General features: G+C 54.8%; 21 protein-coding genes and 3 tRNA genes. 11 read left to right on the forward strand and 13 right to left on the reverse strand.

The window, feature by feature from the left end:
* Positions 1-38: 38 nt before the first annotated feature.
* The 3 genes from GM154_RS23535 to GM154_RS23545 form a co-directional block, all read right to left on the reverse strand.
* Positions 39-123 (reverse strand) — tRNA-Leu (locus GM154_RS23535).
* A 51-nt stretch (positions 124-174) separates the two neighbouring features.
* Positions 175-250: transfer RNA gene (locus GM154_RS23540), tRNA-His, on the reverse strand.
* A gap of 30 nt (positions 251-280) precedes the next feature.
* Positions 281-357: transfer RNA gene (locus tag GM154_RS23545), tRNA-Arg, on the reverse strand.
* A 251-nt stretch (positions 358-608) separates the two neighbouring features.
* Here GM154_RS23545 and folD point away from each other — a divergent pair.
* On the forward strand, positions 609-1,466 hold the full coding sequence (folD, locus tag GM154_RS23550; protein ID WP_026003862.1) for a bifunctional methylenetetrahydrofolate dehydrogenase/methenyltetrahydrofolate cyclohydrolase FolD: 858 nt from the start codon (positions 609-611) through the stop codon (positions 1,464-1,466).
* 55 nt (positions 1,467-1,521) lie between these two features.
* On the opposite strand, the gene cysS is transcribed toward folD, so the two are convergent.
* Positions 1,522-2,907, reverse strand: coding sequence for a cysteine--tRNA ligase (gene cysS, locus GM154_RS23555; protein ID WP_074824074.1), 1,386 nt, complete (start codon positions 2,905-2,907; stop codon positions 1,522-1,524).
* Positions 2,907-4,577, reverse strand: coding sequence for a glutamine--tRNA ligase/YqeY domain fusion protein (locus GM154_RS23560; RefSeq protein ID WP_219653562.1), 1,671 nt, complete (start codon positions 4,575-4,577; stop codon positions 2,907-2,909). Before GM154_RS23560 ends, cysS begins: the two co-directional genes overlap by 1 nt.
* Before the next feature lie 119 nt (positions 4,578-4,696).
* Here GM154_RS23560 and GM154_RS23565 point away from each other — a divergent pair, with 119 nt between their 5' ends.
* Both GM154_RS23565 and lpxH read left to right on the forward strand, forming a co-directional pair.
* A complete protein-coding gene (locus GM154_RS23565; protein ID WP_010794780.1) occupies positions 4,697-5,191 on the forward strand; it encodes a peptidylprolyl isomerase in 495 nt (164 codons plus the stop codon).
* Positions 5,188-5,910 (forward strand): UDP-2,3-diacylglucosamine diphosphatase, encoded by a 723-nt coding sequence (gene lpxH, locus GM154_RS23570; protein WP_219653564.1) that lies wholly within the window; start codon positions 5,188-5,190, stop codon positions 5,908-5,910. Before GM154_RS23565 ends, lpxH begins: the two co-directional genes overlap by 4 nt.
* 23 nt (positions 5,911-5,933) lie before the next feature.
* Here lpxH and GM154_RS23575 read toward each other — a convergent pair whose 3' ends face one another.
* A complete protein-coding gene (locus GM154_RS23575) occupies positions 5,934-6,542 on the reverse strand; it encodes a tRNA-(ms[2]io[6]A)-hydroxylase (protein WP_219653565.1) in 609 nt (202 codons plus the stop codon).
* 112 nt (positions 6,543-6,654) lie between these two features.
* Positions 6,655-7,131: a DUF1289 domain-containing protein gene (locus GM154_RS23580; protein ID WP_219653566.1), complete on the reverse strand. Its 477-nt coding sequence runs from the start codon at positions 7,129-7,131 to the stop codon at positions 6,655-6,657.
* 394 nt (positions 7,132-7,525) lie between these two features.
* On the opposite strand from GM154_RS23580, the gene acnB reads away from it, so the two are divergent.
* Positions 7,526-10,129 (forward strand): bifunctional aconitate hydratase 2/2-methylisocitrate dehydratase, encoded by a 2,604-nt coding sequence (gene acnB, locus GM154_RS23585; RefSeq protein WP_219653578.1) that lies wholly within the window; start codon positions 7,526-7,528, stop codon positions 10,127-10,129.
* A 53-nt stretch (positions 10,130-10,182) separates the two neighbouring features.
* On the opposite strand, the gene GM154_RS23590 is transcribed toward acnB, so the two are convergent.
* Together GM154_RS23590 and GM154_RS23595 are read right to left on the reverse strand one after the other, a co-directional pair.
* A complete protein-coding gene (locus GM154_RS23590) occupies positions 10,183-10,791 on the reverse strand; it encodes an START domain-containing protein (protein WP_010794785.1) in 609 nt (202 codons plus the stop codon).
* Positions 10,792-10,842: 51 nt separating this feature from the next.
* Positions 10,843-11,097, reverse strand: a complete 255-nt coding sequence (locus GM154_RS23595) for a YkgJ family cysteine cluster protein (RefSeq protein ID WP_010794786.1) — start codon at positions 11,095-11,097, stop codon at positions 10,843-10,845.
* A 285-nt stretch (positions 11,098-11,382) separates the two neighbouring features.
* Here GM154_RS23595 and GM154_RS23600 point away from each other — a divergent pair, with 285 nt between their 5' ends.
* The 3 genes from GM154_RS23600 (at position 11,383) to GM154_RS23610 (ending at position 12,559) form a co-directional block, all read left to right on the forward strand.
* Complete coding sequence (locus GM154_RS23600) at positions 11,383-11,922, forward strand: exonuclease domain-containing protein (protein WP_010794787.1); 540 nt, start codon at positions 11,383-11,385, stop codon at positions 11,920-11,922.
* A gap of 70 nt (positions 11,923-11,992) precedes the next feature.
* Positions 11,993-12,274, forward strand: coding sequence for a pyrimidine/purine nucleoside phosphorylase (locus GM154_RS23605; protein ID WP_150347121.1), 282 nt, complete (start codon positions 11,993-11,995; stop codon positions 12,272-12,274).
* Positions 12,275-12,391: 117 nt separating this feature from the next.
* The gene (locus tag GM154_RS23610) at positions 12,392-12,559 is read left to right on the forward strand and encodes a PA1571 family protein (protein ID WP_162842011.1); all 168 of its coding nucleotides are present in this window, start codon (positions 12,392-12,394) and stop codon (positions 12,557-12,559) included.
* Here the strand turns inward: GM154_RS23610 and pdxB are convergent, their stop codons facing one another.
* Entirely contained in the window at positions 12,560-13,699 is a 1,140-nt protein-coding gene (pdxB, locus tag GM154_RS23615; RefSeq protein ID WP_219653567.1) for a 4-phosphoerythronate dehydrogenase PdxB, read from the reverse strand.
* Between the two features lie 50 nt (positions 13,700-13,749).
* Here pdxB and GM154_RS23620 point away from each other — a divergent pair, with 50 nt between their 5' ends.
* The gene (locus GM154_RS23620) at positions 13,750-15,192 is read left to right on the forward strand and encodes an MATE family efflux transporter (RefSeq protein WP_019365226.1); all 1,443 of its coding nucleotides are present in this window, start codon (positions 13,750-13,752) and stop codon (positions 15,190-15,192) included.
* Between the two features lies 1 nt (position 15,193).
* On the opposite strand, the gene tusA is transcribed toward GM154_RS23620, so the two are convergent.
* Positions 15,194-15,433 (reverse strand): sulfurtransferase TusA, encoded by a 240-nt coding sequence (gene tusA, locus GM154_RS23625; RefSeq protein ID WP_019365227.1) that lies wholly within the window; start codon positions 15,431-15,433, stop codon positions 15,194-15,196.
* An 86-nt stretch (positions 15,434-15,519) separates the two neighbouring features.
* Complete coding sequence (gene rlmM / locus GM154_RS23630; RefSeq protein WP_219653568.1) at positions 15,520-16,575, reverse strand: 23S rRNA (cytidine(2498)-2'-O)-methyltransferase RlmM; 1,056 nt, start codon at positions 16,573-16,575, stop codon at positions 15,520-15,522.
* A gap of 343 nt (positions 16,576-16,918) precedes the next feature.
* Here rlmM and acnA point away from each other — a divergent pair, with 343 nt between their 5' ends.
* Entirely contained in the window at positions 16,919-19,657 is a 2,739-nt protein-coding gene (gene acnA, locus GM154_RS23635; protein ID WP_219653569.1) for an aconitate hydratase AcnA, read from the forward strand.
* Between the two features lie 38 nt (positions 19,658-19,695).
* On the opposite strand, the gene GM154_RS23640 is transcribed toward acnA, so the two are convergent.
* Positions 19,696-20,352, reverse strand: coding sequence for an alpha/beta fold hydrolase (locus tag GM154_RS23640; protein WP_219653570.1), 657 nt, complete (start codon positions 20,350-20,352; stop codon positions 19,696-19,698).
* 185 nt (positions 20,353-20,537) lie between these two features.
* On the opposite strand from GM154_RS23640, the gene hemN reads away from it, so the two are divergent.
* Both hemN and fnr read left to right on the forward strand, forming a co-directional pair.
* Entirely contained in the window at positions 20,538-21,920 is a 1,383-nt protein-coding gene (gene hemN / locus GM154_RS23645; protein WP_219653572.1) for an oxygen-independent coproporphyrinogen III oxidase, read from the forward strand.
* Positions 21,921-21,994: 74 nt separating this feature from the next.
* On the forward strand, positions 21,995-22,732 hold the full coding sequence (gene fnr / locus GM154_RS23650; RefSeq protein WP_026003866.1) for a fumarate/nitrate reduction transcriptional regulator Fnr: 738 nt from the start codon (positions 21,995-21,997) through the stop codon (positions 22,730-22,732).
* The last annotated feature ends 61 nt before the right edge of the window (positions 22,733-22,793 follow it).

Consider the following 22,793-nt stretch of genomic DNA (forward strand, 5'->3'; position numbering starts at 1 on the left):
GCAAAAAAAAACCGACATCGCTGTCGGCTTTTTCACTATGGTGCGGACGGAGAGACTCGAACTCTCACACCTTGCGGCGCTGGAACCTAAATCCAGTGTGTCTACCAATTCCACCACATCCGCGTAACACTTAAAACGAACATCAGGCATTAATAATGCCTGATGTTCTCAATATGGGGTGGACGATGGGAATCGAACCCACGACACCAGGAGCCACAATCCTGTGCTCTACCAACTGAGCTACGCCCACCATATTGCATTGCTTGCGCCGAACCGCCAGTGGCGCGCCCGGCAGGACTCGAACCTGCGACCATCCGCTTAGAAGGCGGATGCTCTATCCAGCTGAGCTACGGGCGCTTTATTGCGCAGCAACCGTTGCTTACGAAACAGCCTCCTAAGAAGCTGAGCCGGTTCGCATCGCCTTCTCATTTCGTTTCAGGCTGTGCTCGGCAAGCGGGGCGTATATTACGAATGACTCGACCACTCGTCAACAATTTTTTTAAAAAAATTAAGAAGATAGGTTAACTACCCTTTCACCAAGGCTTCTTCCTTTAGTGCGTACATGCGAAAATAAGCATCCTTCTTCCATTAGCAAGACCTATCTGCATATGACTGCTCAACTGATCGACGGTAAAGCGATCGCCGCTTCTCTCCGCCAAGAAATTGCCCAACGCGTTGCCCAGCGGCGTCAACACGGGTTACGCGCCCCTGGCCTGGCAGTCATTCTGGTAGGTGACGACCCAGCTTCCACGGTATACGTTACTCACAAAAGAAAGGACTGCGAGGAAGTAGGCTTTGTATCCAGGGCGTACGACCTTCCCAGCACCACCACACAGCAGGAGTTGGAAGCGCTGATTGACTCACTGAACGCAGATGCTGCAGTTGACGGCATCCTGCTTCAGCTTCCCCTACCCGCTCACCTTGATGCTTCCAATCTGCTTGAGCGCATCAGTCCCGACAAGGATGTTGATGGTTTCCATCCGTTCAATATAGGTCGACTCGCTCAACGCATACCCCTGCTCCGCCCCTGTACGCCCAAGGGCATCATGCGTCTACTGGAAAGTATAGGGGCAGACCTGTACGGCATGAATGCAGTGGTGGTAGGCGCCTCCAACATTGTCGGTCGCCCCATGGCGCTGGAGCTACTCTTGGGCGGCTGTACAGTAACAGTTACTCATCGTTTCACCCGTGATCTGGCCGCTCATGTCAGCCAGGCCGACCTGGTGGTTGTGGCGGCAGGCAAACCAGGCCTGGTGAAGGGGGAGTGGATCAAGAAAGGCGCTATCGTCATTGACGTAGGCATCAACCGCCAGGCAGATGGAAAACTGGTTGGCGATGTCGAATACGAAACAGCTCTGGAACGCGCCAGCTGGATCACGCCTGTTCCTGGCGGTGTTGGCCCCATGACGCGTGCCTGCCTGCTGGAGAACACGCTCTATGCAGCTGAACAGCTGCATGCCGAATAAAAATATCTCCCCATAAAAAAGGCCGCTAATGCGGCCTTTTTTATATCAGGTGAACTCAGTTGGCCAAACGCCACGTCGTTCCACCTTTACCATCCTCAAGCACGACACCCATGGCTGTCAGCTCATCGCGAATACGATCCGACTCCGCCCAGTTCTTTGCTGCTCGCGCATCCAGACGCGCCTGAATCAGGCGATCTACGGCCGCTTCGTCAACCTTGCCCTCCGCACCTGCGCGTAGATACTCATCCGGCTCCAGCTGTAGAACACCCAGCACTTCAGCCATCTGCTTGAGTCGAGAGGCAAGGCCAGCGGCAGCTTGAATATCCTGGTCTCGCAGACGATTGACCTCACGGACCATTTCAAACAGGACCGCACAGGCCTCTGGCGTGTTGAAGTCGTCATCCATTGCGGCCGCGAAACGCTCCACATAGGGCTCACCGCCAGCAGGCGATGCCTGCGGTAGACCTTTCAAGGCGTGATAGAAGCGATCCAACGCGCCGCGTGCTTCACGGAGGCTTTCTTCAGAATAATTGATCGGGCTGCGGTAATGACTGGAAACCAGCAAATAACGAACGACTTCCGGGTGGTATTTCTCCAGCACCTCGCGGATGGTGAAGAAGTTGCCCAGGGACTTGGACATCTTTTCGCCATCCACCCGTACAGCCCCAGCATGCATCCAGGATGCCGCATATGTTTTTCCCGTAGCGGCCTCACTCTGAGCGATTTCGTTTTCATGATGGGGGAAAACGAGGTCAGGGCCTCCGCCGTGAATATCAAACGTATCACCCAGGCAGCATGTAGACATGACCGAGCATTCAATATGCCAACCGGGACGACCCGCCCCCCATGGTGACTCCCAGCTGGGCTCACCCGGCTTGGCAGCCTTCCACAAGACAAAGTCCAGAGGATCTTCCTTGGACTCATCTACCTCAATACGGGCCCCAATCCGGAGATCTTCAATCTTTTTGCGTGACAGTTTGCCGTATCCCGCAAAACGCCCTACACGGTAATATACATCTCCGTTTCCAGGCGCATAGGCATAACCTTTGTCTATCAAGGTCTGGATCATAGTGAACATGCCAGGAATATGATCAGTCGCACAGGGCTCAACGTCTGGACGCTGAACACCCAGCCGGGTTTCATCCTGATGCATCGCTTCGATCATACGTCCAGTCAGGTCTTTGAACGTTTCGCCATTTTCCTGCGCACGGCGAATGATCTTGTCGTCAATGTCTGTAATGTTGCGTACGTAGGTCAGGTTGTAACCTGACTTGCGCAGCCATCGAGCCACGACGTCAAATGCCACCATCACACGTGCATGACCAATATGACAGAAGTCATAGACTGTCATACCGCACACGTACATACGGACATTATTGCCCTCGAGCGGCTTGAACGTTTCCTTGGTCTTGGTGAGCGTGTTGTAGATCGCAAGTGGCATTATTGCCCCCAGGAGTCGCGTAAGGTGACGGTACGATTGAAGACCGGAGCACCCGGCTTTGAGTCTTTCAGATCGACACAGAAGTAACCTTCACGCTCGAACTGAAAACGGTCCTCTGGCTGGGCCTGCGCAAGCGATGGCTCAGCACGGCACCCAGTCAGCACCTGCAGCGATTCCGGATTGATATTATCCAGGAAGGTCTGCCCCTCTTCCGCTTTCTCAGGTTGCGGCGAACGGAACAGACGATCGTACAGGCGAACCTCACACTCAACACTGCCTTCGACAGGCACCCAGTGAATGACACCCTTTACCTTGCGGCCTTCAGGGTTCTTCCCGAGGGTTTCAGGATCATACGAGCAACGCAGTTCGACGATATTGCCCGCCTCATCCTTGATAACCTCATCGGCGCGAACAACATAACTTCCCCGTAGACGAACTTCGCCATTTGGCTCAAGGCGCTTGTACCCCTTGGGCGGATCGATCATGAAGTCATCGCGGTCGATGTAGAGCTCACGTGTAAACGGTAGCGTACGCATCCCCATGTCTTCCTTCGGATGACGTGGCAGCTCCAACTGCTCCACTTTGCCCTCAGGATAATTGGTAATGACAACCTTGAGCGGCCGCAGTACACACATGGCCCGAGGCGCATTTCGGTCCAGATCTTCCCGGATGCTGAACTCAAGCATGGCGATATCGACTACACCATTGGAGCGAGCAACGCCTACCATCTCGCAGAAATTACGAATGGAGGCCGGTGTATAACCGCGACGGCGATAGCCAGACAGCGTAGACATGCGCGGATCATCCCAGCCGTTTACATGCCGCTCATCAACCAGCTGCTTCAGCTTACGCTTACTGGTTACGGTGTAGTTCAAATTCAGGCGGGCGAACTCGTACTGACGCGGTTGCGCCGGCACAGGCAGATTTGCCAGGAACCACTCGTACAGCGGGCGATGATCCTCGAATTCGAGTGTGCAAATAGAGTGAGTGATTCCCTCGATTGCATCCGACTGGCCATGTGTGAAGTCATAGCTCGGGTAGATGCACCACTTGTCACCCGTCTGGTGATGATGGGCGTGGCGGATACGATACAAAATCGGATCGCGCAAATTCATGTTTGGCGAGGCCATGTCGATTTTGGCACGTAGCGCCTTTTCACCATCCCTGAACTCGCCCGCCTTCATGCGTGCAAAGAGATCCAGGTTTTCTTCAACGGAGCGGTCACGGAAAGGACTGTTCTTGCCCGGCTCGGTCAATGTGCCACGATACTCACGCGCCTGCTCGGGCGTGAGATCATCAACATAGGCTTTACCCGTCTTGATCAGGTGTATCGCCCAGTCATAGAGCTGATCGAAATAATTGGAGGCATAGCGCTCCTCACCTGCCCATTTGAAGCCCAGCCACTCGACATCACTTTTGATGGCATCGATGTACTCCTGATCTTCCTTGGCTGGGTTCGTATCGTCAAAGCGCAGATTGCACTCGCCGCCAAACTCTTGAGCCAGCCCGAAGTTCAGGCAAATCGACTTGGCGTGGCCAATGTGGAGATAACCGTTAGGCTCTGGCGGAAAGCGTGTCACAATCTTTGTGTGCTTGCCGGCATCCAGATCAGCCTGGACGATCTGACGAAGAAAATTCGCTGGAGTAGCGGGAGTTTCTGGCTTGCTCATGGGGTCCTTAATACTGTGTTGTTCGGCTTAAGGGTAGGCCGACTAAATCAAAGTCCGTATCATAGCCGAACCCGTCAAGACCCTGACAAACTTCCTATCTGACCACGGACATAAATTCCATGATCAAATTGCATACAAACCACGGCGTCATCACTCTTGAACTGTTTGAAGATAAGGCTCCTGAAACAGCAGCCAACTTCAAAGAGTATGTAAAGAGCGGTCACTATGACGGCACTATCTTTCATCGCGTGATCAATGGCTTCATGGTCCAGGGCGGCGGTTTTGAGCCTGGCATGAAGCAAAAGTCCACCCGTGCACCGATCAAGAACGAAGCGAACAACGGTGTCTCCAACCGCAATGGCACGGTCGCCATGGCACGTACCATGGACCCGCACTCAGCGTCCGCACAGTTCTTCATCAACGTGTCGGATAATACCTTCCTGGACCACACCGCCCCGACTACACAAGGCTGGGGTTATGCTGTATTCGGCCAGGTTGTTGAAGGCATGGATGTCGTCAATGCCATCAAGGGTGTTGCTACTACATCTCGCGCCGGCCATCAGGATGTACCGGCTGAGGATGTCATTATCGAGCGTGCCGAGATCGTTGAGTGATACTGCTGATCTCTGATCTGCATCTTGAACCTGAACGCCCGGATATTTCCCGGGCGTTTTTGCGTTTTCTTGAGACAGAAGCTGTTCACGCCGATGCCTTGTATATTCTAGGCGACTTTTTTGAGGTATGGATCGGCGATGACGCCATGGATGAGTTTCAAAAAGGCATCGCACGAGCCCTAAAGACCTTATCTCAAGGCGGCACACGTATTTTTCTGATGCATGGCAATCGCGATTTCTTGATCGGAAAGGATTTTTGCCGACTGGCAGGATGTACCCTACTGGCCGACCCGACCGTTATCGAAGCCGAAGGCAAGCGCCTTCTGCTGATGCATGGCGACAGTCTGTGCACACGGGACGAAGCCTACATGCGATTACGCCGCTGGCTTCGCAATCCGGTTTCATTGTGGATCCTGCGCCATCTTCCTTTAAAGAAGCGTCGCGAGCTGGCCAGGAAATTACGCAACGAGAGCAAGATGCAGACCCGGCAAAAAGCCATGGATATTGTAGACGTCACACCTGAAGAGGTTGAGGGCGTCATGCGGCGCACCCGCACTCAGACCCTGATTCACGGGCACACACATCGTCCTGCCACACATGAATTCATGCTTGATGGCAGCGCTGCAACGCGAATTGTGTTGGGTGACTGGGACCGTTACGGCTGGGTCCTGAAGATTTCCCGTGACCAGCTAGAGCAGGAACGCTTCGAGCTGGCGTGATACGGCTCGAAGCGTAATGGCTATTATGCTGCGCGCGGCACACCGCTATGAAAGCGCATCTCCGTATCCGCCGAGGCAATAAGCTCGGCTTCTAGCGCTCTGATCTCCTGAATCTTGGCGGCCACATCCTGCTCGTCACCATATAGATAGGCCAGCTTCAGGTAATCCTGATAATGACGCGCTTCCGACTTGAGCAGTCCGCTGTAAAACTTGCTCAATTCTTCATCCAGATGCGGAGCAACTGCAGAGAAGCGCTCGCATGAACGGCACTCGATAAAGGCTCCTACGACAAGCGAGTCCGTTAGTCGGTACGGCTCATGATTACGGCACAGCTTACGCATGGCACCGGCATAGCGGGCCGACGTTACGTTTTCATGCGCAATGCCACGCTTCTTCATGATTTGGAGCACCTGCTCGAAGTGCCGTAGCTCCTCACGAGCGATCCGTGACATCTTGTTTACCAGATCCAGCTTATTGCTGTAAGTAAACAGGTAATGAAACGCAGCGCCCGCTGCTTTCTTTTCATTATTGGCATGATCGATTAAAAGGGTAGGAAGATCCTGCAAAGCAGCTTCCACCCAAGCTTCCGGCGTTTTACAGGCCAGGAATTCGTCCATTTCGGGCAACAACATAACGCAAATCCTTTAATCAACAGGCGGCTAACCATCTGTTCCAGAATCAAGGGAAGCACATCCGCCTGAAGCGATTGCACTGGAATATGAGGTGATTATACGGTGCGCGGTGTCAGACTCGAACGTCCATTCCTTCAAGCAGGAAACGTGGCGCAATGTAACGTTCATAGTGAGCTTCGGAGAGGATGAAAAACTCCTGGTCGATGGCATCACGCAGATCCATCAGCGGGCGCTCCCTGAATTCAGGAAAAACATGTATGCCATAAGCATCGACCTGTTGAATATGGCGCGCGCCGCGTGAAATCAGCTGATAGGCCCAGCAATATTCGGACTGCTCAGGAATGAAGCGAATCTTCCGTTGCTGTAGCTGTTCCTTCAGGCGTAGCGGATCAAACACTTCGAGCTTTGCAGAAACCACCTGGGTCAGAAGCACTTCGAGACGGGCCCAGACAGCTCGCTTTTCCTCATCGTTATACGCATTCCAGTTCACGATCTCGTGATGAAATCGCTTGCAGCCCCGGCAAACCTGGTCACCGAATACCGTTGAGCAAAGTCCGACGCAGGGCGTCTTTATGCGCTGGTTGGACATAGTCGTTCCGATCAAGCAAAAGCCTATTTTAGCCTTTCGTCTAACCAAGGTCAGCGTCGTTTAGTCGCATGTTCAGCTTAACTTTAGCGAAACCTTGGAGTAGAATCCGTACGCCCTAAGGGGCGCCATGTCCGATACGAAGCTGTTTTCAAAGCGTCACGAACACAATTATCCGGCAGGTTCCCGGTCAGGGTGCAGCGTACTCATCACACGTCTGCATTCTGGCCCACGTGTAATACCGCTGGCGTAAAACTTTGAAAACAGCTTCGCACCGGAGCCTTAATGACGTCACATTGGCTCCTGCCTCTTGCTAGCGATTGCTATTTCGTCATTCGGGCTCATGGGGTCGCCAGATCCCGGACGTCATTACTGGACCACTGATGAGGGTCATATTGTGCTTGAAGCCTATCGTAAACACGTAGAAGAGCGTGCCGCGCAGGGTATCGTTGCCCAGCCGCTTAACGCCGAACAGACTGCAGGTTTGGTCGAACTTCTAAAAAACCCGCCGGCCGGCGAAGAAGAATTTCTCGTTGACCTGATCACCAATCGTGTACCGCCGGGCGTTGACGAAGCCGCCTATGTCAAGGCTGGCTTCCTTTCTGCTGTCGCCAAAGGCGAAACCAGCTCCCCGCTGATCTCCAAGCAGCGCGCGGTCGAGCTTCTGGGAACCATGCAGGGTGGCTATAACATCGCCACGCTGGTCGAACTGCTGGATGACGCCGAGCTTGGCACCATAGCCGCCGGACAACTCAAGCATACGCTTCTGATGTTCGATGCCTTCCATGATGTCGCCGAAAAAGCCAAGGCAGGCAATGCCAACGCTCAGTCCGTTCTGCAATCCTGGGCAGACGGTGAATGGTTCAAGGCTCGCCCGGCTGTTCCGGAAAAGGTCACCCTGACCGTTTTCAAGGTACCCGGTGAAACCAACACCGACGATCTCTCCCCTGCGCCTGACGCCTGGTCGCGTCCTGACATCCCGCTGCACGCCCTGGCCATGCTGAAGATGGCCCGTGACGGTATAGTACCGGAGCAGCAAGGCAGCATCGGCCCGCTGAAGCAGATCGAAGAAGTTCGCGCCAAAGGCTTTCCGGTTGCCTATGTGGGTGACGTGGTAGGCACGGGTTCTTCCCGCAAATCCGCTACCAACTCGGTACTGTGGTTCTTCGGTGACGACATCCCCTACGTTCCAAACAAGCGCGCTGGCGGCTTCTGCTTTGGTAGCAAGATTGCTCCGATCTTCTATAACACCATGGAAGATGCGGGCGCTCTGCCAATCGAGTTCGACGTTTCCGCGCTGGAAATGGGCGACGTGATCGATGTTTATCCCTATGCAGGCAAAGTGACCCGTCACGGTAGCGAAGATGTGGTTGCGACGTTTGAGCTGAAAACCCCGGTTCTGCTGGACGAAGTTCGTGCGGGTGGCCGTATTCCGCTGATCGTGGGCCGTGGCTTGACTGAAAAAGCTCGCGCCGAACTCGGCCTGGAACACTCCGACCTGTTCAAGAAGCCCGAGCAGCCTGTTGATACCGGTAAGGGTTATACCCTGGCTCAGAAGATGGTTGGCAAGGCCTGTGGCGTGGCCGGCGTTCGTCCGGGCACCTACTGCGAGCCGAAGATGACTACTGTCGGCTCCCAGGACACGACCGGACCGATGACTCGCGACGAGCTGAAAGACTTGGCATGCCTGGGCTTTTCCGCTGACCTCGTGATGCAGTCCTTCTGCCACACAGCCGCCTATCCCAAGCCAATCGATGTCAAGACTCACCATACCCTGCCGGATTTCATCCGTACCCGTGGCGGTGTTTCTCTACGTCCGGGCGATGGCATCATCCACAGCTGGCTGAACCGCATGCTGCTGCCGGATACCGTTGGCACTGGCGGCGACTCCCACACCCGCTTCCCGATTGGCATCTCCTTCCCAGCAGGTTCCGGCCTGGTAGCGTTCGCCGCTGCAACAGGCGTTATGCCGCTGGATATGCCCGAGTCGGTACTGGTTCGCTTCAAAGGCAAGATGCAGCCGGGAATCACGCTACGTGATCTCGTGCATGCCATCCCTTACTATGCGATCCAGAAAGGTCTGCTGACCGTCGAGAAGAAAGGCAAGAAGAACATCTTCTCTGGCCGCATCCTCGAGATCGAAGGCCTGCCGGATCTGACCGTCGAGCAAGCCTTCGAGCTGTCCGATGCCTCGGCCGAGCGCTCCGCTGCTGGCTGCACCATCAAGCTGTCGAAGGAATCCATTGCTGAGTATCTGCAGTCCAACATCACGCTGCTGCGCTGGATGATCAGCGAAGGCTACGGTGATGCCCGTACGCTGGAGCGCCGTGCTCAGGCGATGGAAGCCTGGCTGGCCAATCCAGAGCTGATGGAAGCTGATGCCGATGCCGAGTACACCGAAGTCATCGAAATCGATCTGGCTGAAGTGACCGAGCCGATCCTGTGCGCGCCAAACGACCCGGACGATGCTCGCCTGTTGTCTCAAGTGGCTGGCGACAAGATCGATGAAGTCTTCATCGGCTCCTGCATGACCAACATCGGCCACTTCCGCGCGGCTGGCAAGCTGCTCGACAAGGTCAAGGGCGCCATTCCGACCCGCCTGTGGCTGTCCCCGCCAACCAAGATGGACCAGCATCAGCTGACCGAGGAAGGCTATTACGGCATCTATGGCAAGGCTGGCGCTCGCATGGAGATGCCAGGCTGCTCACTGTGCATGGGTAACCAGGCACGTGTGGCCTCCAACTCGACTGTAGTCTCGACGTCGACTCGTAACTTCCCGAACCGTCTGGGCGATGGTGCCAATGTGTACCTGGCCTCTGCGGAGCTGGCGGCCGTTGCCTCCATCCTGGGCAAGCTCCCGTCGACAGAAGAGTACATGCAGTACGCCAAGGACATCGACAGCATGGCGTCGGATGTCTACCGCTACCTGAGCTTCGATCAGATTGCCGAGTTCCGCGAAAGCGCAGCCAAGGCTAAGATCGATGCGGTTGAGATCGCTTGATCTGATTGGTAGATAAAAAGCGCCCCGGCTAACCCGGGGCGTTTTTATTTGGGTTAACGGCTCTCCGCCGCCTTACGAAGACCTTGCAAGGTGTTGAACGGCGCATCAACGACAAAGCTATTAGCCAACCAAGACGGTATGCTTCCGCCCGGTTCGCTTTGGGCTTCGTACGTCACCTCCACAGATCCTGTCGCCTTTGGCAGCACCTGCCATTTACCGTCGAAACTGCTGACTCGCACGTAGCCGTCTGCAGGAGGTGTGTAAGTGGGCTCCCCTTTTAAATGACGAACGAAACCTCCATTGCCGGCTTGCTCCGTTGTGATATGTAGCACCACATCACGCGCCGTGACCGGCCAGGGCATTTCAATGCGCATATAGGTCCAGGTGTCCTGCCCCTGCTGCTTGAGCACCTTGAGCTGCTGGCAACGATAGAGCCACTTGCAGGAGCTGGCGGTATCCTCCTGAAGTTGCTCGATACGCTCAGGAGTAGCCTTAATCGTAACAACACCACGGTAGGCCTTGTATTTAGACCCCTCCACGCTACGGGTGTAGACCTTTACCCCATCTTCATCCTTTGCAAGTTTCCATTCCTCGGCGTAGGCGCCAGAACACAACGTCGCGAACAGAGCCGTTAAAACAGTTGTTTTAAAAAAAGTACGCATTGAACCTTCCTTTTCTTGTTATGAGCATAAAGCGTGTATGGTGGGGTTGAATCAGGCGGCAGTCACATCTTCCAGATACGCTATCAGCATAAGTGCCTCGTCACGGCTGTCACCACAGACAAAAGGCTCTGCCGAAAATGCGCTGCACACCGGCGGTCGTTCCGGCTTTCCAAACAACTCACATAAATCGGTTTCGCTTAGATGTGCACATCGCACACCTGCAGGCTTGCCCTGTGGCATCGCAGGCAATGGCGTGGAAATAGAAGGCGCAATGCAACATGCACCACAGCCGGCACGGCATTCCATAACGTATAGACCTGAGTAGTAGATACAAAAAGCATAAGGGGGATTAGGTCCAACGCCAAGCGCCACTCAAACGTTTGTCCAAGCAGCTGATACCTGGCGTCCAACTTAATAGTCGGCACCGGCATGGATTCAGTCACACCCTTCGTCAGAAGAGCCTCAAAATGTGCGTAGCTCTGTGTTTAAGCCTGAAACTTGCCTATCTTGATACAGGTCTCTGCCTGTGGGCGCCGGTCCGTTACCAGGATGCCTTGTCCTCTTACTTACAAGAAGCTCTTTGGAGGCACGATGAAGCGTTGGCTGGTCATCGATCTGGAAGCGACCACTGATGAAGGCGGATGGCCTGTCGAGGAGATGGAGATCATCGAGATCGGCGCCGTGTTGATCGATAGCACCGGACAAGAGCTTGATCACTTCCAGAGCTATGTAAGGCCCCTGCATCGACCTCTGCTGACCGCGTTCTGCAAATCGCTTACGCACATCACCCAAGACGATGTAGACAGCGCAGCGCCTTTATATACGGTCTGGCAACACTTTGAGCAATGGCTGAGTAGCCATGAAGCGCATTTGGCGGGCTGGTGCAGTTGGGGTGACTATGATCGCCGTCAGCTACAGCGTGATTGGCGTGAGCACAGAATCAGCACACTCCTGGCACGCACTCCCCACATGAATCTCAAGCAGCGCTTTGCGAAGTCTAGGCAGCTGCCCCGCCCTGTCAGCCTGGGCTCGGCCCTGAGCCTTGCCGGATACTGCTTTCATGGTCAGCCGCACAGGGCCTTGGAGGACGCGCGTAACACGGCAAGGCTACTGCCCATAACCGTGCACTAATGGCTTAGTGGCGGCAGCGTAAAGGTTTCGGCATACTGGCTTGACGTTTAAAACAATCCTAAGGAAAGCCATGTTCAAGGTTAACGAATATTTTGACGGCACCGTTAAATCCATCGCCTTCAATCTGAGCAGTAAGCCAGCCACCATTGGCGTCATGGCGCCAGGGGAATACGAATTCGGAACAAGCCAATTGGAAATCATGAGCGTGGTAGCAGGTGCCCTGACGGTCAAATTACCTGGCAGTGATGCTTGGGAAACTTTTGAGGCAGGCCAGAAATTCACCGTTCCGGCCAACAGCAAATTCCAGCTCAAAGTCAGCGTGGAAACGGCTTATCTCTGCGAATATCACTGACAGGCCAGGTGCATAGCGTTCGCTATGCACCCTTGTGGCACTTTTGGACGCTCTAGGTTGTCATATCTTCTTAACCTGCCTTGGCTAGGTTGGACTCATATGGCAAAGGAGACTGAAATGACCGTTCAGAACACTTCTCAGCACACAACCTCCGATCATGCTCAACGCCTGGGTGGCGCCCTCATCGATGAAAAGGGTCGCGAGATCCCGATTACCGAGGCCATGATTCAAAAGGCATGTCGTGAGCCAGACGACTCTCTCAAGACGCCTACATGCCCTGAGTAATCACAGACGTGTAGCGCCTAATGCCTCTACGATTCGGGAAGTTGCCGGGCTTGCATCTGTATAAACGCGAAGTCCGGTAATTTCCCGACGCTGGGGATAATGCTTTCTAAGTAGATCAAACCCGTTACGCCGCGTTTGAGTATCACCTTTGAGTGATAATCGAAAAGCGGCGTCATCATTGCGCGGATCATAAACGGCCCGACACAAAAGTCTCAGTGCCTGTTCAGGCGTAGCGCTGGCCGAAAGCTCGATCTTCGATAGCCACTGTTCAGGTAGAAAGTCCTCCAAGGCTTTTTCTGGCCTCTGTTCCTGCCAGGCGCAAAAGGCAGCGTAAATCATTGCAGTACCGCGCCACTTGCCTTCAAGGCTATGGCCAGCAATATGAGGTGTCGCCAGGCGGCATCGCTTGGCCAGCTCTACATCGACCTCAGGCTCACTCTCCCAAACATCCAGAACAACCTCCAGATCGGCACCTTCAACCAGACATTTACGAAGCGCCTGATTGTCGATAACTTCCCCACGGCACGCATTGATGAGCCATGTTCCAGCCTCCAATTCAGCCAGGCGCTCAGCATCAAAAAGGTGATACGTCGCATCAGGCCCGGAACGTACCAGCGGTGCGTGCAGAGAAATGACATCACATTTCTCCATCACGGTTTCAAGCGAGACAAAATCATCTGGCGCGGAGAGCGCACGTGGTGGATCACACACCAGCACATTCAGGCTCAACCCTTTCAGCACCTCCACCAGACGGCCACCAACCTGTCCGGCGCCTACAACCCCATAGGTGCGCTCACTCAGCGAGACTCCGCGGGCGTCGCTCAAGGCAAGAAGCGCACCCAGAACGTAATCGACAACGCCGCGTGCATTGCACCCCGGCGCACTGCTCCAGGCAATGCCAGCCGATTCCAGATAATCAATGTCCAGATGGTCCGTACCGATGGTGCACGTCCCCACGAAACGGACCGGTGAGCCTTCCAGCAATGCCCGAGTTACAGGTGTTATGGACCGTACGATGAGAACATCAGCCTCGCCCACGGCAGCCCTGTCCATGGCGCGGCCCGGCATTCGCCTGATCGATCCAAAGGCACCAAAGAATTCATCCAGAAGGGGGATATTTTCATCTGCGAGGATGCGCATCTTGAACTCCAATCAGCGAGACATACATTTTATCAGGCCCAAGACGTGTGATGGATTTCTCGGCATCCGAAAAGCGTCGTACACTGACCAACTTTCCCTCACCTGATAATCTCGTGGACACAAGACCTACCCGGCGGCAGCGGATCCGTCATGAGCTAACGGCCCTGCTCGCACTGGCAGCGCCTATTATCATTGCGCAGTTGTCGCACTCTGCCATGGGGTTCGTCGATGCCGTCATGGCTGGGCGTGTCGGTCCGTTGGACCTAGCAGCCGTTGCGCTAGGCAACTCCGTCTGGGTGCCGGTCTTTCTTCTGATGACCGGAACGCTGCTGGCCACTACGCCAAACGTGGCGCAGCATCATGGCGCCAGGCAACCGGAGAAGATTGGTCCGCTTGTTCGACAGGCGCTCTGGTTGGCCGTGGTCATCGGCTTGATAGCCAGCGCTCTTTTATGCTCAGCGAAGCCTTTACTGATTGCCATGCATGTCAGTCCGGAGCTGATTCAGCCAACCATGACCTATCTGCATGGCATCGCCATGGGTATCCCCGCGGTTGCACTGTATTACGTGCTGCGCTGCTTCAGCGACGGGCTTGGACGTACCCGGCCCAGCATGATCATTGGTCTGGTTGGTCTGACACTCAACGTTCCGCTAAATGATCTGTTCATCCATGGTCGCCTTGGCTTGCCAGCGATGGGCGGTCCAGGTTGCGGATTTGCCAGTGGCGTGGCGATGTGGTTGATGTTCCTGGGCATGTTCGCATGGGTGCGACGCGCCAAGATCTACCAGGCATGCGGTATCTTCAGCCGCTTCGACGCTCCCCAATGGCCAGTGATTCGTCGCCTGCTCTCTGTGGGTGCGCCTATTGGAATCGCGGTATTTGCGGAGTCCAGCATCTTCTCAGTCATTGCCCTGTTGATCGGTGAGCTAGGCGCAACGGTGGTAGCAGGCCATCAGATTGCTCTCAACTTTGCCTCACTCACCTTCATGATCCCCTTGTCGATCGGCATGGCCATCACTGTACGGGTTGGACAGTCCCTGGGACGCGGCGAGCCTCGGCAAGCGCGGTTTTCGGCAGGCACGGGAGTGGCCGTTGGCCTATCCTGGGCCTGTATTTCTGCCAGTATCATGCTGCTTTTCCGCGCACCGATCGCAACGCTTTATACACAGGACCCGGCTGTGGTGAGCCTGGCGGCGTCGCTGATTGTATTTGCCGCTCTCTTCCAGTTTTCAGATGCGGTACAGGTGACAGCGGCCGGGGGACTCAGGGGGTATCAGGATACACGGGCCACAATGGTGATCACACTGCTCGCTTATTGGGGTATCGGTCTGCCAGTAGGTTATGTACTAGGCCTGACCGATTGGATTGGGCAGGCCCGCGGACCAGCGGGCCTTTGGCAAGGTCTGGTGGTGGGGCTTACCTGTGCAGCGGTATTGCTTGCTATACGCCTTGCACGTAGCGCACGCCGCAGGATAAGAAATGCAGCCCACTAGGTTATTCGACTTTCTTGCGTATCCAATAAAGGTACTTGCCGCCCTCTTCCTCCTTCTGCACCAGCTCATGTCCTAGAAACATGCAGAATTTGGGGATGTCCCGCTGCGTAGAGGGATCAGTTGCAATGACCTTGAGCAGGCTACCACCTGCCAGGTCTCGCACCTTGTTGTGCAGCATCATGACAGGTTCAGGGCAATTCAGCCCGCTGGCGTCAAGTGTCGCGTCAACGGTAAGAGTCATGCTTTTCTCCATTCGGTAGCAGCCGCGCCTTTGACATAGGCACTGGCTGCATCAGTACGTTTCGAGCCGTAAATGTTCTGCTTTGGTTATTTCAAGCGACGGAGGTGACAGGTGACCTCTTCGCGATCGTGGTAGAGCTGTTTGCAAGCGATCGCAACCGACATTCCTTTGCTATCGAAATAGCTTCTCAATCGATCCAGAATGCGCCTGACTTCAGCATAGCGCTGCTTCATTGGCAGCTTCAGATTTACGACAGCCTCCCTGCACCAGCGCTCGCCGATCCAGTTTTCCATGAGCGCGGCTGTGCGGGCTGGTTTTTCGACGATATCGCATACCATCCAGTCGACTTCCTTACGTGGACGAAAGGCATAGCCATCGACTTGCAGATGCTCGATAAGGCCTGACTCCATCAGGGACTCTGCCATCGGCCCGTTATCCACGGCGGTCACGAGCATATCCCGGTTGACCAGTTGCCATGTCCAGCCTCCAGGTGCTGCCCCTAGGTCTACGGCGTGCATACCCGAGGCAAGGCGCTCATCCCACTGCGCACGAGGAATAAACTGATGCCAGGCCTCTTCCAGTTTAAGCGTAGAGCGGCTGGGCGCTTCACGGGGAAACTTGAGTCGGGGTATACCCATCGGCCAGAACGCAGCGTTACGCGGCTCGGCCACGCCAATGAACATATCCGTTCCTGTTCGAAAGGTCAATTGCAGCCGTGGCAAGGCAGGGTCTTCGTTCAGACGGCCGGCCTTGGTCAGTGCAGCCCTCAGAGGCTTTTCGAATTTCTTGCAGAATGTCGACAGCGCTTTGCCGTCATTGGTATCCAATACCTCGAACCACAGGCTCCCGCAGACCGGATAGCTCTGTAGCTCCTGCAGGATGGCTCCTACACGGTCCTGCTCAGGTAACGTGACAAAACCTGTGCCTCGCGCCCATTGGCGCGGAAAGATCAGGTCGGCAAAGCGCAGGCGCTTCATGAGGCGATCTGCACCCTCTGCCTCACTGCAAATGAACTCGGCAAAGGCGCTGGCTGGCTTGCCCCGCGCGTAGCCTGAAATTTCCAGCTGTGCAGCCAGATCGCCAAGCTCGGCACACACCTCGCCTTCAAAACCAGGTCGGCAATGTAACAACAACGTATTCATCAAAACTCCAGCCCTGTGATGCGGCCTTGCAATAAGCCGCGCACTATACCCGAGCCAGCCGGATTGAGCGGAACAGGGAACGTAAAAGCCGTCAATCGGTCCAGTATTGGAGAACAAGCGCAAGACGACGCTTGGTCGACAGGCTGGCGCCGGATGTCCGCCGCTGTTGATACCGATCAGGCCCCATTGATGCTCGGCCCAGAATCTTCGTGCCGAGAAGCAGTGTTGGCAGGCTTTTCGGTATTTCCTCGGAGTGGGCCTGAGCCGGGATTAGCGAAGGTCACGTCGTCTTGCACAAGGCCGAACCGTCGTGCCGTCCCAAGCCGAGAGGAGATTCATCGTCATGCCTGCACTGGATAGTCTGAAATGTCGTCGTACCCTAGAGGTCGATGGCCGTACGTATCACTACTATAGCCTTCCCGAAGCCGCCAAGAGCCTGGGTGATATTTCGCGCTTGCCTGTATCGCTAAAGGTCCTGCTCGAAAATCTGCTGCGCTGGGAAGACAATAAAACCGTTTACCGTGAAGACCTGCAGGCACTGGTTGACTGGCTCAAGGAACGCACCTCCGACCGCGAGATTCAATACCGTCCGGCGCGCGTTCTGATGCAGGACTTTACCGGGGTACCCGCAGTCGTGGACTTGGCAGCCATGCGTGATGCCATGGCCAAGGCAGGAGGCGATCCTGAAAAAATCAATCCCCTCTCCCCTGTCGATCTGGTGATTGACCACTCGGTGATGGTCGACCGTTACGCCTCCGAACATGCCTATGAGGAAAACGTAGCCATTGAAATGCAGCGCAACGGCGAACGTTACGAATTCTTGCGCTGGGGTCAACAAGCTTTCGACAACTTCAGCGTAGTGCCACCGGGCACCGGCATCTGTCACCAGGTGAACCTTGAATACCTGGGCCGTACAGTTTGGACTCGCGAAGAAAACGGCGAGACTTACGCTTTCCCGGATACCCTGGTAGGCACCGACTCGCATACGACAATGATCAACGGCCTGGGTGTACTAGGCTGGGGCGTAGGCGGCATTGAAGCTGAGGCCGCCATGCTGGGCCAGCCGGTATCCATGCTCATACCTGAGGTCATCGGCTTCAAGCTGACAGGCAAGCTGCGCGAAGGCATTACCGCTACTGACCTGGTGTTGACCGTAACCCAGATGCTGCGCAAGAAAGGCGTAGTGGGTAAGTTCGTTGAGTTCTATGGAGACGGCTTGGCTGATCTGCCACTGGCGGACCGCGCTACCATCGGCAATATGGCTCCGGAATACGGCGCCACTTGCGGCTTCTTCCCAGTTGACCAGGTCACTGTGGACTTTCTGCGCTTCTCGGGCCGCCCCGAAGAAACAGTCAAGCTGGTTGAGGCCTACGCCAAAGCTCAGGGTATGTGGCGTGAGGCCGGTGACGAACCAAGCTTCACCGACACCCTGCATCTGGACTTGGGCGATGTCGAATCCAGCCTGGCAGGCCCCAAGCGTCCGCAGGATCGTGTTTCGCTATCCAAGGTCAGCGAAGCATTTGATCAGTTTATGAGTCTGCAACTCAAGCCTACTGCGCCCAAGGGTAATGGACATCCCGTTACACCCGGTGGGCTGGACGACTCGGTTAAAGGCGAACCCAAGGCGGACGGCATCGAGTATGAGCTTGATGGCCAGAAATACCGCTTACAAAACGGCGCAGTTGTAATTGCCGCCATTACCTCCTGTACCAACACCTCCAACCCCAGCGTCATGATGGCTGCCGGTCTACTGGCGAAAAAAGCCGTTGAAAAAGGGCTGGAGCGCAAACCCTGGGTCAAGAGTTCATTGGCGCCTGGCTCCAAGGTCGTAACCGAATACTATAAGGCTGCTGGCCTTATGACTTCGCTAGACAAGTTGGGCTTTAACCTTGTGGGATACGGTTGCACCACATGCATCGGCAATTCCGGGCCGCTGCTCGAACCGATTGAAAAAGCGATTCAGGAAGGCGATCTGACCGTGGCATCAGTGCTTTCGGGCAACCGCAACTTCGAAGGCCGCGTACATCCCTTTGTCAAAACGAACTGGCTGGCTTCACCACCACTGGTAGTCGCTTATGCCTTGGCAGGCAGCGTCAAGGTTGATCTGTCTAAAGATCCTTTGGGTACAGACAAGAACGGCCAACCGGTCTATCTGAAGGATATCTGGCCCACCCAACAGGAAGTGGCTGACGCCATCGAGAAAGTCAACTCGGCGATGTTCCGCAAGGAATACGCAGCGGTCTTCGAGGGCGATGAGAATTGGAAGGCTATTCAGGTTCCAGCTTCCAAAACTTATACTTGGAGAAATGATTCGACCTATATCCAGAATCCCCCCTTCTTCGAGAACATTGGCGGCAACCCACCTCGTGTATCAGATATTCATGATGCGCGAATTCTCGCCTTACTGGGCGACTCAGTCACAACAGACCATATCTCCCCCGCTGGTAACATCAAAAAGGATAGCCCGGCGGGCCGCTACCTTACTGAACATGGAGTTGCCTATGAGGACTTCAACTCGTACGGCTCCCGCCGTGGCAACCATGAAGTCATGATGCGCGGCACTTTTGCCAACATTCGTATCCGTAACGAAATGCTGGGTGGCGAGGAAGGTGGCAATACGCTGCATGTTCCAACCGGTGAGAAAATGGCCATCTATGACGCTGCCATGCGGTATCAGATAGATAGCACTCCACTGGTCATTATTGCAGGCAAGGAATATGGCACAGGCTCATCCCGTGACTGGGCAGCCAAGGGAACCAACCTGCTCGGTGTCAAGGCAGTGATTACCGAAAGCTTCGAGCGTATCCACCGCTCCAACTTGGTAGGCATGGGCGTCCTTCCGCTTCAGTTCCAGAACGGAGTGGATCGCAAGTCGCTAGGTCTAACCGGTAAGGAGAAAATCAGCATTTTCGGACTGGATGGCGTCGAACTACGGCCACGTATGCCACTGACCATGGAAATCACTCGTGAAGATGGCAGCATGGAAACGGTAGAGCTTCTCTGCCGAATCGATACCCTCAACGAAGTGGAATACTTCAAGGCGGGTGGCATTCTGCACTATGTATTGCGCAGCCTGATGTAAGCGCTCCCACAAACAAGCCCGCCGCAGTGCGGGCTTTTTTATGCCCGATGGGCGGCCAAAAAGCGCACTACCGATAACGCACTCTTCTCAATGCTTTGTGAATGACTCAAGCCTGAGCGTTTGAGTGGCTTAAGGTCATGGTTGGCTGTCGATACCCACTTGATTCGGACCTGGTCAGACAGTGTGTAATGCTCAACCGTCTCCCGATCTCCCAGAGCATCACGCTCGCCCTGGATGATCAACGTAGGCGTTTGCAGATCAACGAGATGGTCGATCCGCGGCTTTTCCGGGCGGCCTGCCGCATAGAATGGATACCCAAGGCATACCAATGCGCTGACCCGCTCCTCATCAGCGACCAGGCTGGCCATTCGGCCTCCCATTGATTTGCCGCCAATGGCAAGCGGTCCTGGGGTTGTTTGCCTGACCAGATCAATGACCTGCTTCCAGGTAGCAAGCAACTGCGCCTTAGGAGAAGGAGGTCTTTTCTTTCCTGAGATTCGTCGCTCAGCCATATAAGGAAATTCAAATCGTACTACTTCGATACGCTGGGCTACCAGCGCCTCGGTCATTTGATCCATGAACGGACTGTCCATGGGAGCCCCTGCTCCATGCGCCAGAACAAGCGTGGCAATTTTTTGATCACACCTGCTCCAAAGAAGCGAAACTTCCTTCTGATTGACGTCGTTGTCTTGCACGAATCCTCCTAACGAATCTGATAACACTCTTTATGGGCTGGTATTACATATAAAATTAGCTCAACAGAGTCCATCGTACCTTTTATCGCCTCTCTGGCCTTCACGTTGTTGCTATTGATGTAGGTCAAGATGCCACTACCTACTTGCTTCTAGACTTTGCTTCATAGTTTTACGGGAGTATGGTCATGCTCGACGCCATCGATTGGAAACCAGAATTAATCCAGCGCTACGACATGGCAGGGCCTCGCTATACCTCTTATCCAACTGCAGTGCAGTTTCATGATCAGATAGGCGCGTTCGATCTGATGCATGCTCTAAGGGATAGCCGCACTGCCAAGCGGCCGCTGTCGCTGTATGTCCATGTGCCCTTCTGCGCACATATTTGCTACTACTGCGCCTGTAATAAAGTCATTACCAAGGACCGCAGCCGCAGCGTGCCTTATCTGGCCAGCCTGACAAGGGAAATTCAGCTGATCAGTCGTCATGTAGGCGCAGACCAGAAGGTAGAGCAATTGCATTTTGGCGGCGGCACGCCGACCTTTCTCAACCCTGAACAGCTACGGCAGCTGATGTCCGAGCTGCGTCAGCGCTTCAGCCTGCTGGATGATGACTCTGGAGATTATTCGATCGAGATCGATCCACGCGAAGCGGACTGGGCCACGATGGGCCTGTTGCGTGAGCTGGGTTTCAACCGGGTTAGCCTCGGTGTCCAAGACATCGATACGAATGTGCAGTTGGCTGTGAATCGCCTGCAAAGCCTCAACGAAACGCGGGCCATCATCGATGCGGCCCGTACGCTCAGTTATCGCTCAATCAATATCGACCTGATTTATGGTCTTCCCCGGCAAACGCCGGAAAGCTTCGCCAAAACCGTCGAGGCAGTAATTGATCTGCAACCGCATCGCTTGTCTGTATTCAATTACGCGCACCTCCCCACCCGTTTTCCACCACAGCGGCGGATTGAGGCTGCTGAGCTGCCAAGCCCCGCACAAAAGCTGGAGATGCTTCAAAGGACAACTGAGCAGCTAATGGCTGCCGGTTATCGTTACATCGGGATGGACCACTTCGCCCTGCCCGACGACGAATTGGCGATTGCTCAGGAAGATGGTTCGCTGCAGCGTAACTTTCAGGGCTATACGACCCATGGCCATTGTGACCTGATTGGGCTGGGGGTATCGGCCATTAGCCAGATAAATGAGCTTTACTCTCAAAACGCAGTGGATATTTCCGAATACCAGACTAGTCTGGATAACGGTCAACTTGCTGTACGCCGGGGTTTGCACTGTGAACAAGACGACTTGATTCGTCGCGCGGTAATCCAGCAGCTAATTTGTCACTTCCAGCTCGACTTTGCTGAAACAGGCCGAGCACTGGGGATTGATTTCAGGGATTACTTTGCCGATGTCCTGCCTGACCTTGAGCGTATGGCGACTGATGAGCTTATTCGCCTGGATGAAAAAGGCATTGATATCTTGCCGGCCGGGAGGTTACTCGTGCGATCAGTTTGTATGTTGTTTGATCGTTATTTGCCCCAACAGAACACACAACGGTTTTCACGGGTCATCTAATAAATTCACTAACAGCTTTCATCATCATGCGTGCAGTAATACCCTTGGCTTACTAATGGAATAAATCGAAAGCCATGTCCGAGACTTTGAAAATGCGTGTCACCTCGCCGCAAGCCCACTGTAAAGATTGCAGCCTGGCACCCTTATGCTTGCCATTGTCGTTGAACCTTGAGGATCTGGATGAGCTTGATCGGATCGTCAAGCGCGGCCGTCCACTCAAGAAAGGCGACTATCTGTTCCGACAGGGTGACAGTTTTGGCTCCGTCTTTGCCGTCCGCTCAGGCGCGCTTAAAACCTTTAGCGTGACCGATAACGGTGAAGAGCAGATTACCGGCTTTCACCTACCCAGCGAGCTGGTTGGCTTGTCCGGTATGGATACGGAGCTGCATCCGGTTTCTGCACAGGCGCTGGAAACCACATCGGTATGCGAGATCCCCTTCGAGCATCTTGATGAGCTGGCCGATCAGCTTCCCCAGCTGCGTCGCCAGCTGATGCGTGTGATGAGCCGCGAGATTCGGGATGATCAGCAGATGATGCTGCTCTTGTCCAAAAAAAGCGCAGACGAGCGTATCGCGACGTTTCTTGTGAATCTGTCTGCACGTTTCCGCGCTCGTGGCTTCTCTGCCCAGCAGTTCCGCCTGTCCATGTCCCGTAATGAGATCGGTAACTATCTGGGCCTTGCAGTGGAGACAGTTTCTCGTGTGTTCACGCGCTTCCAGCAGAGCGGCATCATCGAGGCCGAAGGCAAGGAAGTGCATATCCTCGACTCGATTCAGCTCTGCGCCCTAGCGGGCGGCCAGCTGGAAGGTTGAAACAAAACGGGCGGCCCTGAAGCCGCCCGTTTTGTTTGAAAAGCTTTATCGCTTTTGATTG

It is taken from the genome of Pseudomonas sp. MAG002Y, from assembly GCF_019400845.1.
GTDB lineage: Bacteria > Pseudomonadota > Gammaproteobacteria > Pseudomonadales > Pseudomonadaceae > Chryseomonas > Chryseomonas luteola.

Coding starts and splice junctions, on each gene's coding strand:
- folD (WP_026003862.1), top strand. CDS start 609: ATGACTGCTCAACTGATCGACGGTAAAGCGATCGCCGCTTCTCTCCGC.
- cysS (WP_074824074.1), bottom strand. CDS start 2,907: ATGCCACTTGCGATCTACAACACGCTCACCAAGACCAAGGAAACGTTC.
- GM154_RS23560 (WP_219653562.1), bottom strand. CDS start 4,577: ATGAGCAAGCCAGAAACTCCCGCTACTCCAGCGAATTTTCTTCGTCAG.
- GM154_RS23565 (WP_010794780.1), top strand. CDS start 4,697: ATGATCAAATTGCATACAAACCACGGCGTCATCACTCTTGAACTGTTT.
- GM154_RS23575 (WP_219653565.1), bottom strand. CDS start 6,542: ATGTTGTTGCCCGAAATGGACGAATTCCTGGCCTGTAAAACGCCGGAA.
- GM154_RS23580 (WP_219653566.1), bottom strand. CDS start 7,131: ATGTCCAACCAGCGCATAAAGACGCCCTGCGTCGGACTTTGCTCAACG.
- GM154_RS23590 (WP_010794785.1), bottom strand. CDS start 10,791: ATGCGTACTTTTTTTAAAACAACTGTTTTAACGGCTCTGTTCGCGACG.
- GM154_RS23595 (WP_010794786.1), bottom strand. CDS start 11,097: ATGGAATGCCGTGCCGGCTGTGGTGCATGTTGCATTGCGCCTTCTATT.
- GM154_RS23600 (WP_010794787.1), top strand. CDS start 11,383: ATGAAGCGTTGGCTGGTCATCGATCTGGAAGCGACCACTGATGAAGGC.
- GM154_RS23605 (WP_150347121.1), top strand. CDS start 11,993: ATGTTCAAGGTTAACGAATATTTTGACGGCACCGTTAAATCCATCGCC.
- GM154_RS23610 (WP_162842011.1), top strand. CDS start 12,392: ATGACCGTTCAGAACACTTCTCAGCACACAACCTCCGATCATGCTCAA.
- pdxB (WP_219653567.1), bottom strand. CDS start 13,699: ATGCGCATCCTCGCAGATGAAAATATCCCCCTTCTGGATGAATTCTTT.
- GM154_RS23620 (WP_019365226.1), top strand. CDS start 13,750: ATGGATTTCTCGGCATCCGAAAAGCGTCGTACACTGACCAACTTTCCC.
- tusA (WP_019365227.1), bottom strand. CDS start 15,433: ATGACTCTTACCGTTGACGCGACACTTGACGCCAGCGGGCTGAATTGC.
- rlmM (WP_219653568.1), bottom strand. CDS start 16,575: ATGAATACGTTGTTGTTACATTGCCGACCTGGTTTTGAAGGCGAGGTG.
- acnA (WP_219653569.1), top strand. CDS start 16,919: ATGCCTGCACTGGATAGTCTGAAATGTCGTCGTACCCTAGAGGTCGAT.
- hemN (WP_219653572.1), top strand. CDS start 20,538: ATGCTCGACGCCATCGATTGGAAACCAGAATTAATCCAGCGCTACGAC.
- fnr (WP_026003866.1), top strand. CDS start 21,995: ATGTCCGAGACTTTGAAAATGCGTGTCACCTCGCCGCAAGCCCACTGT.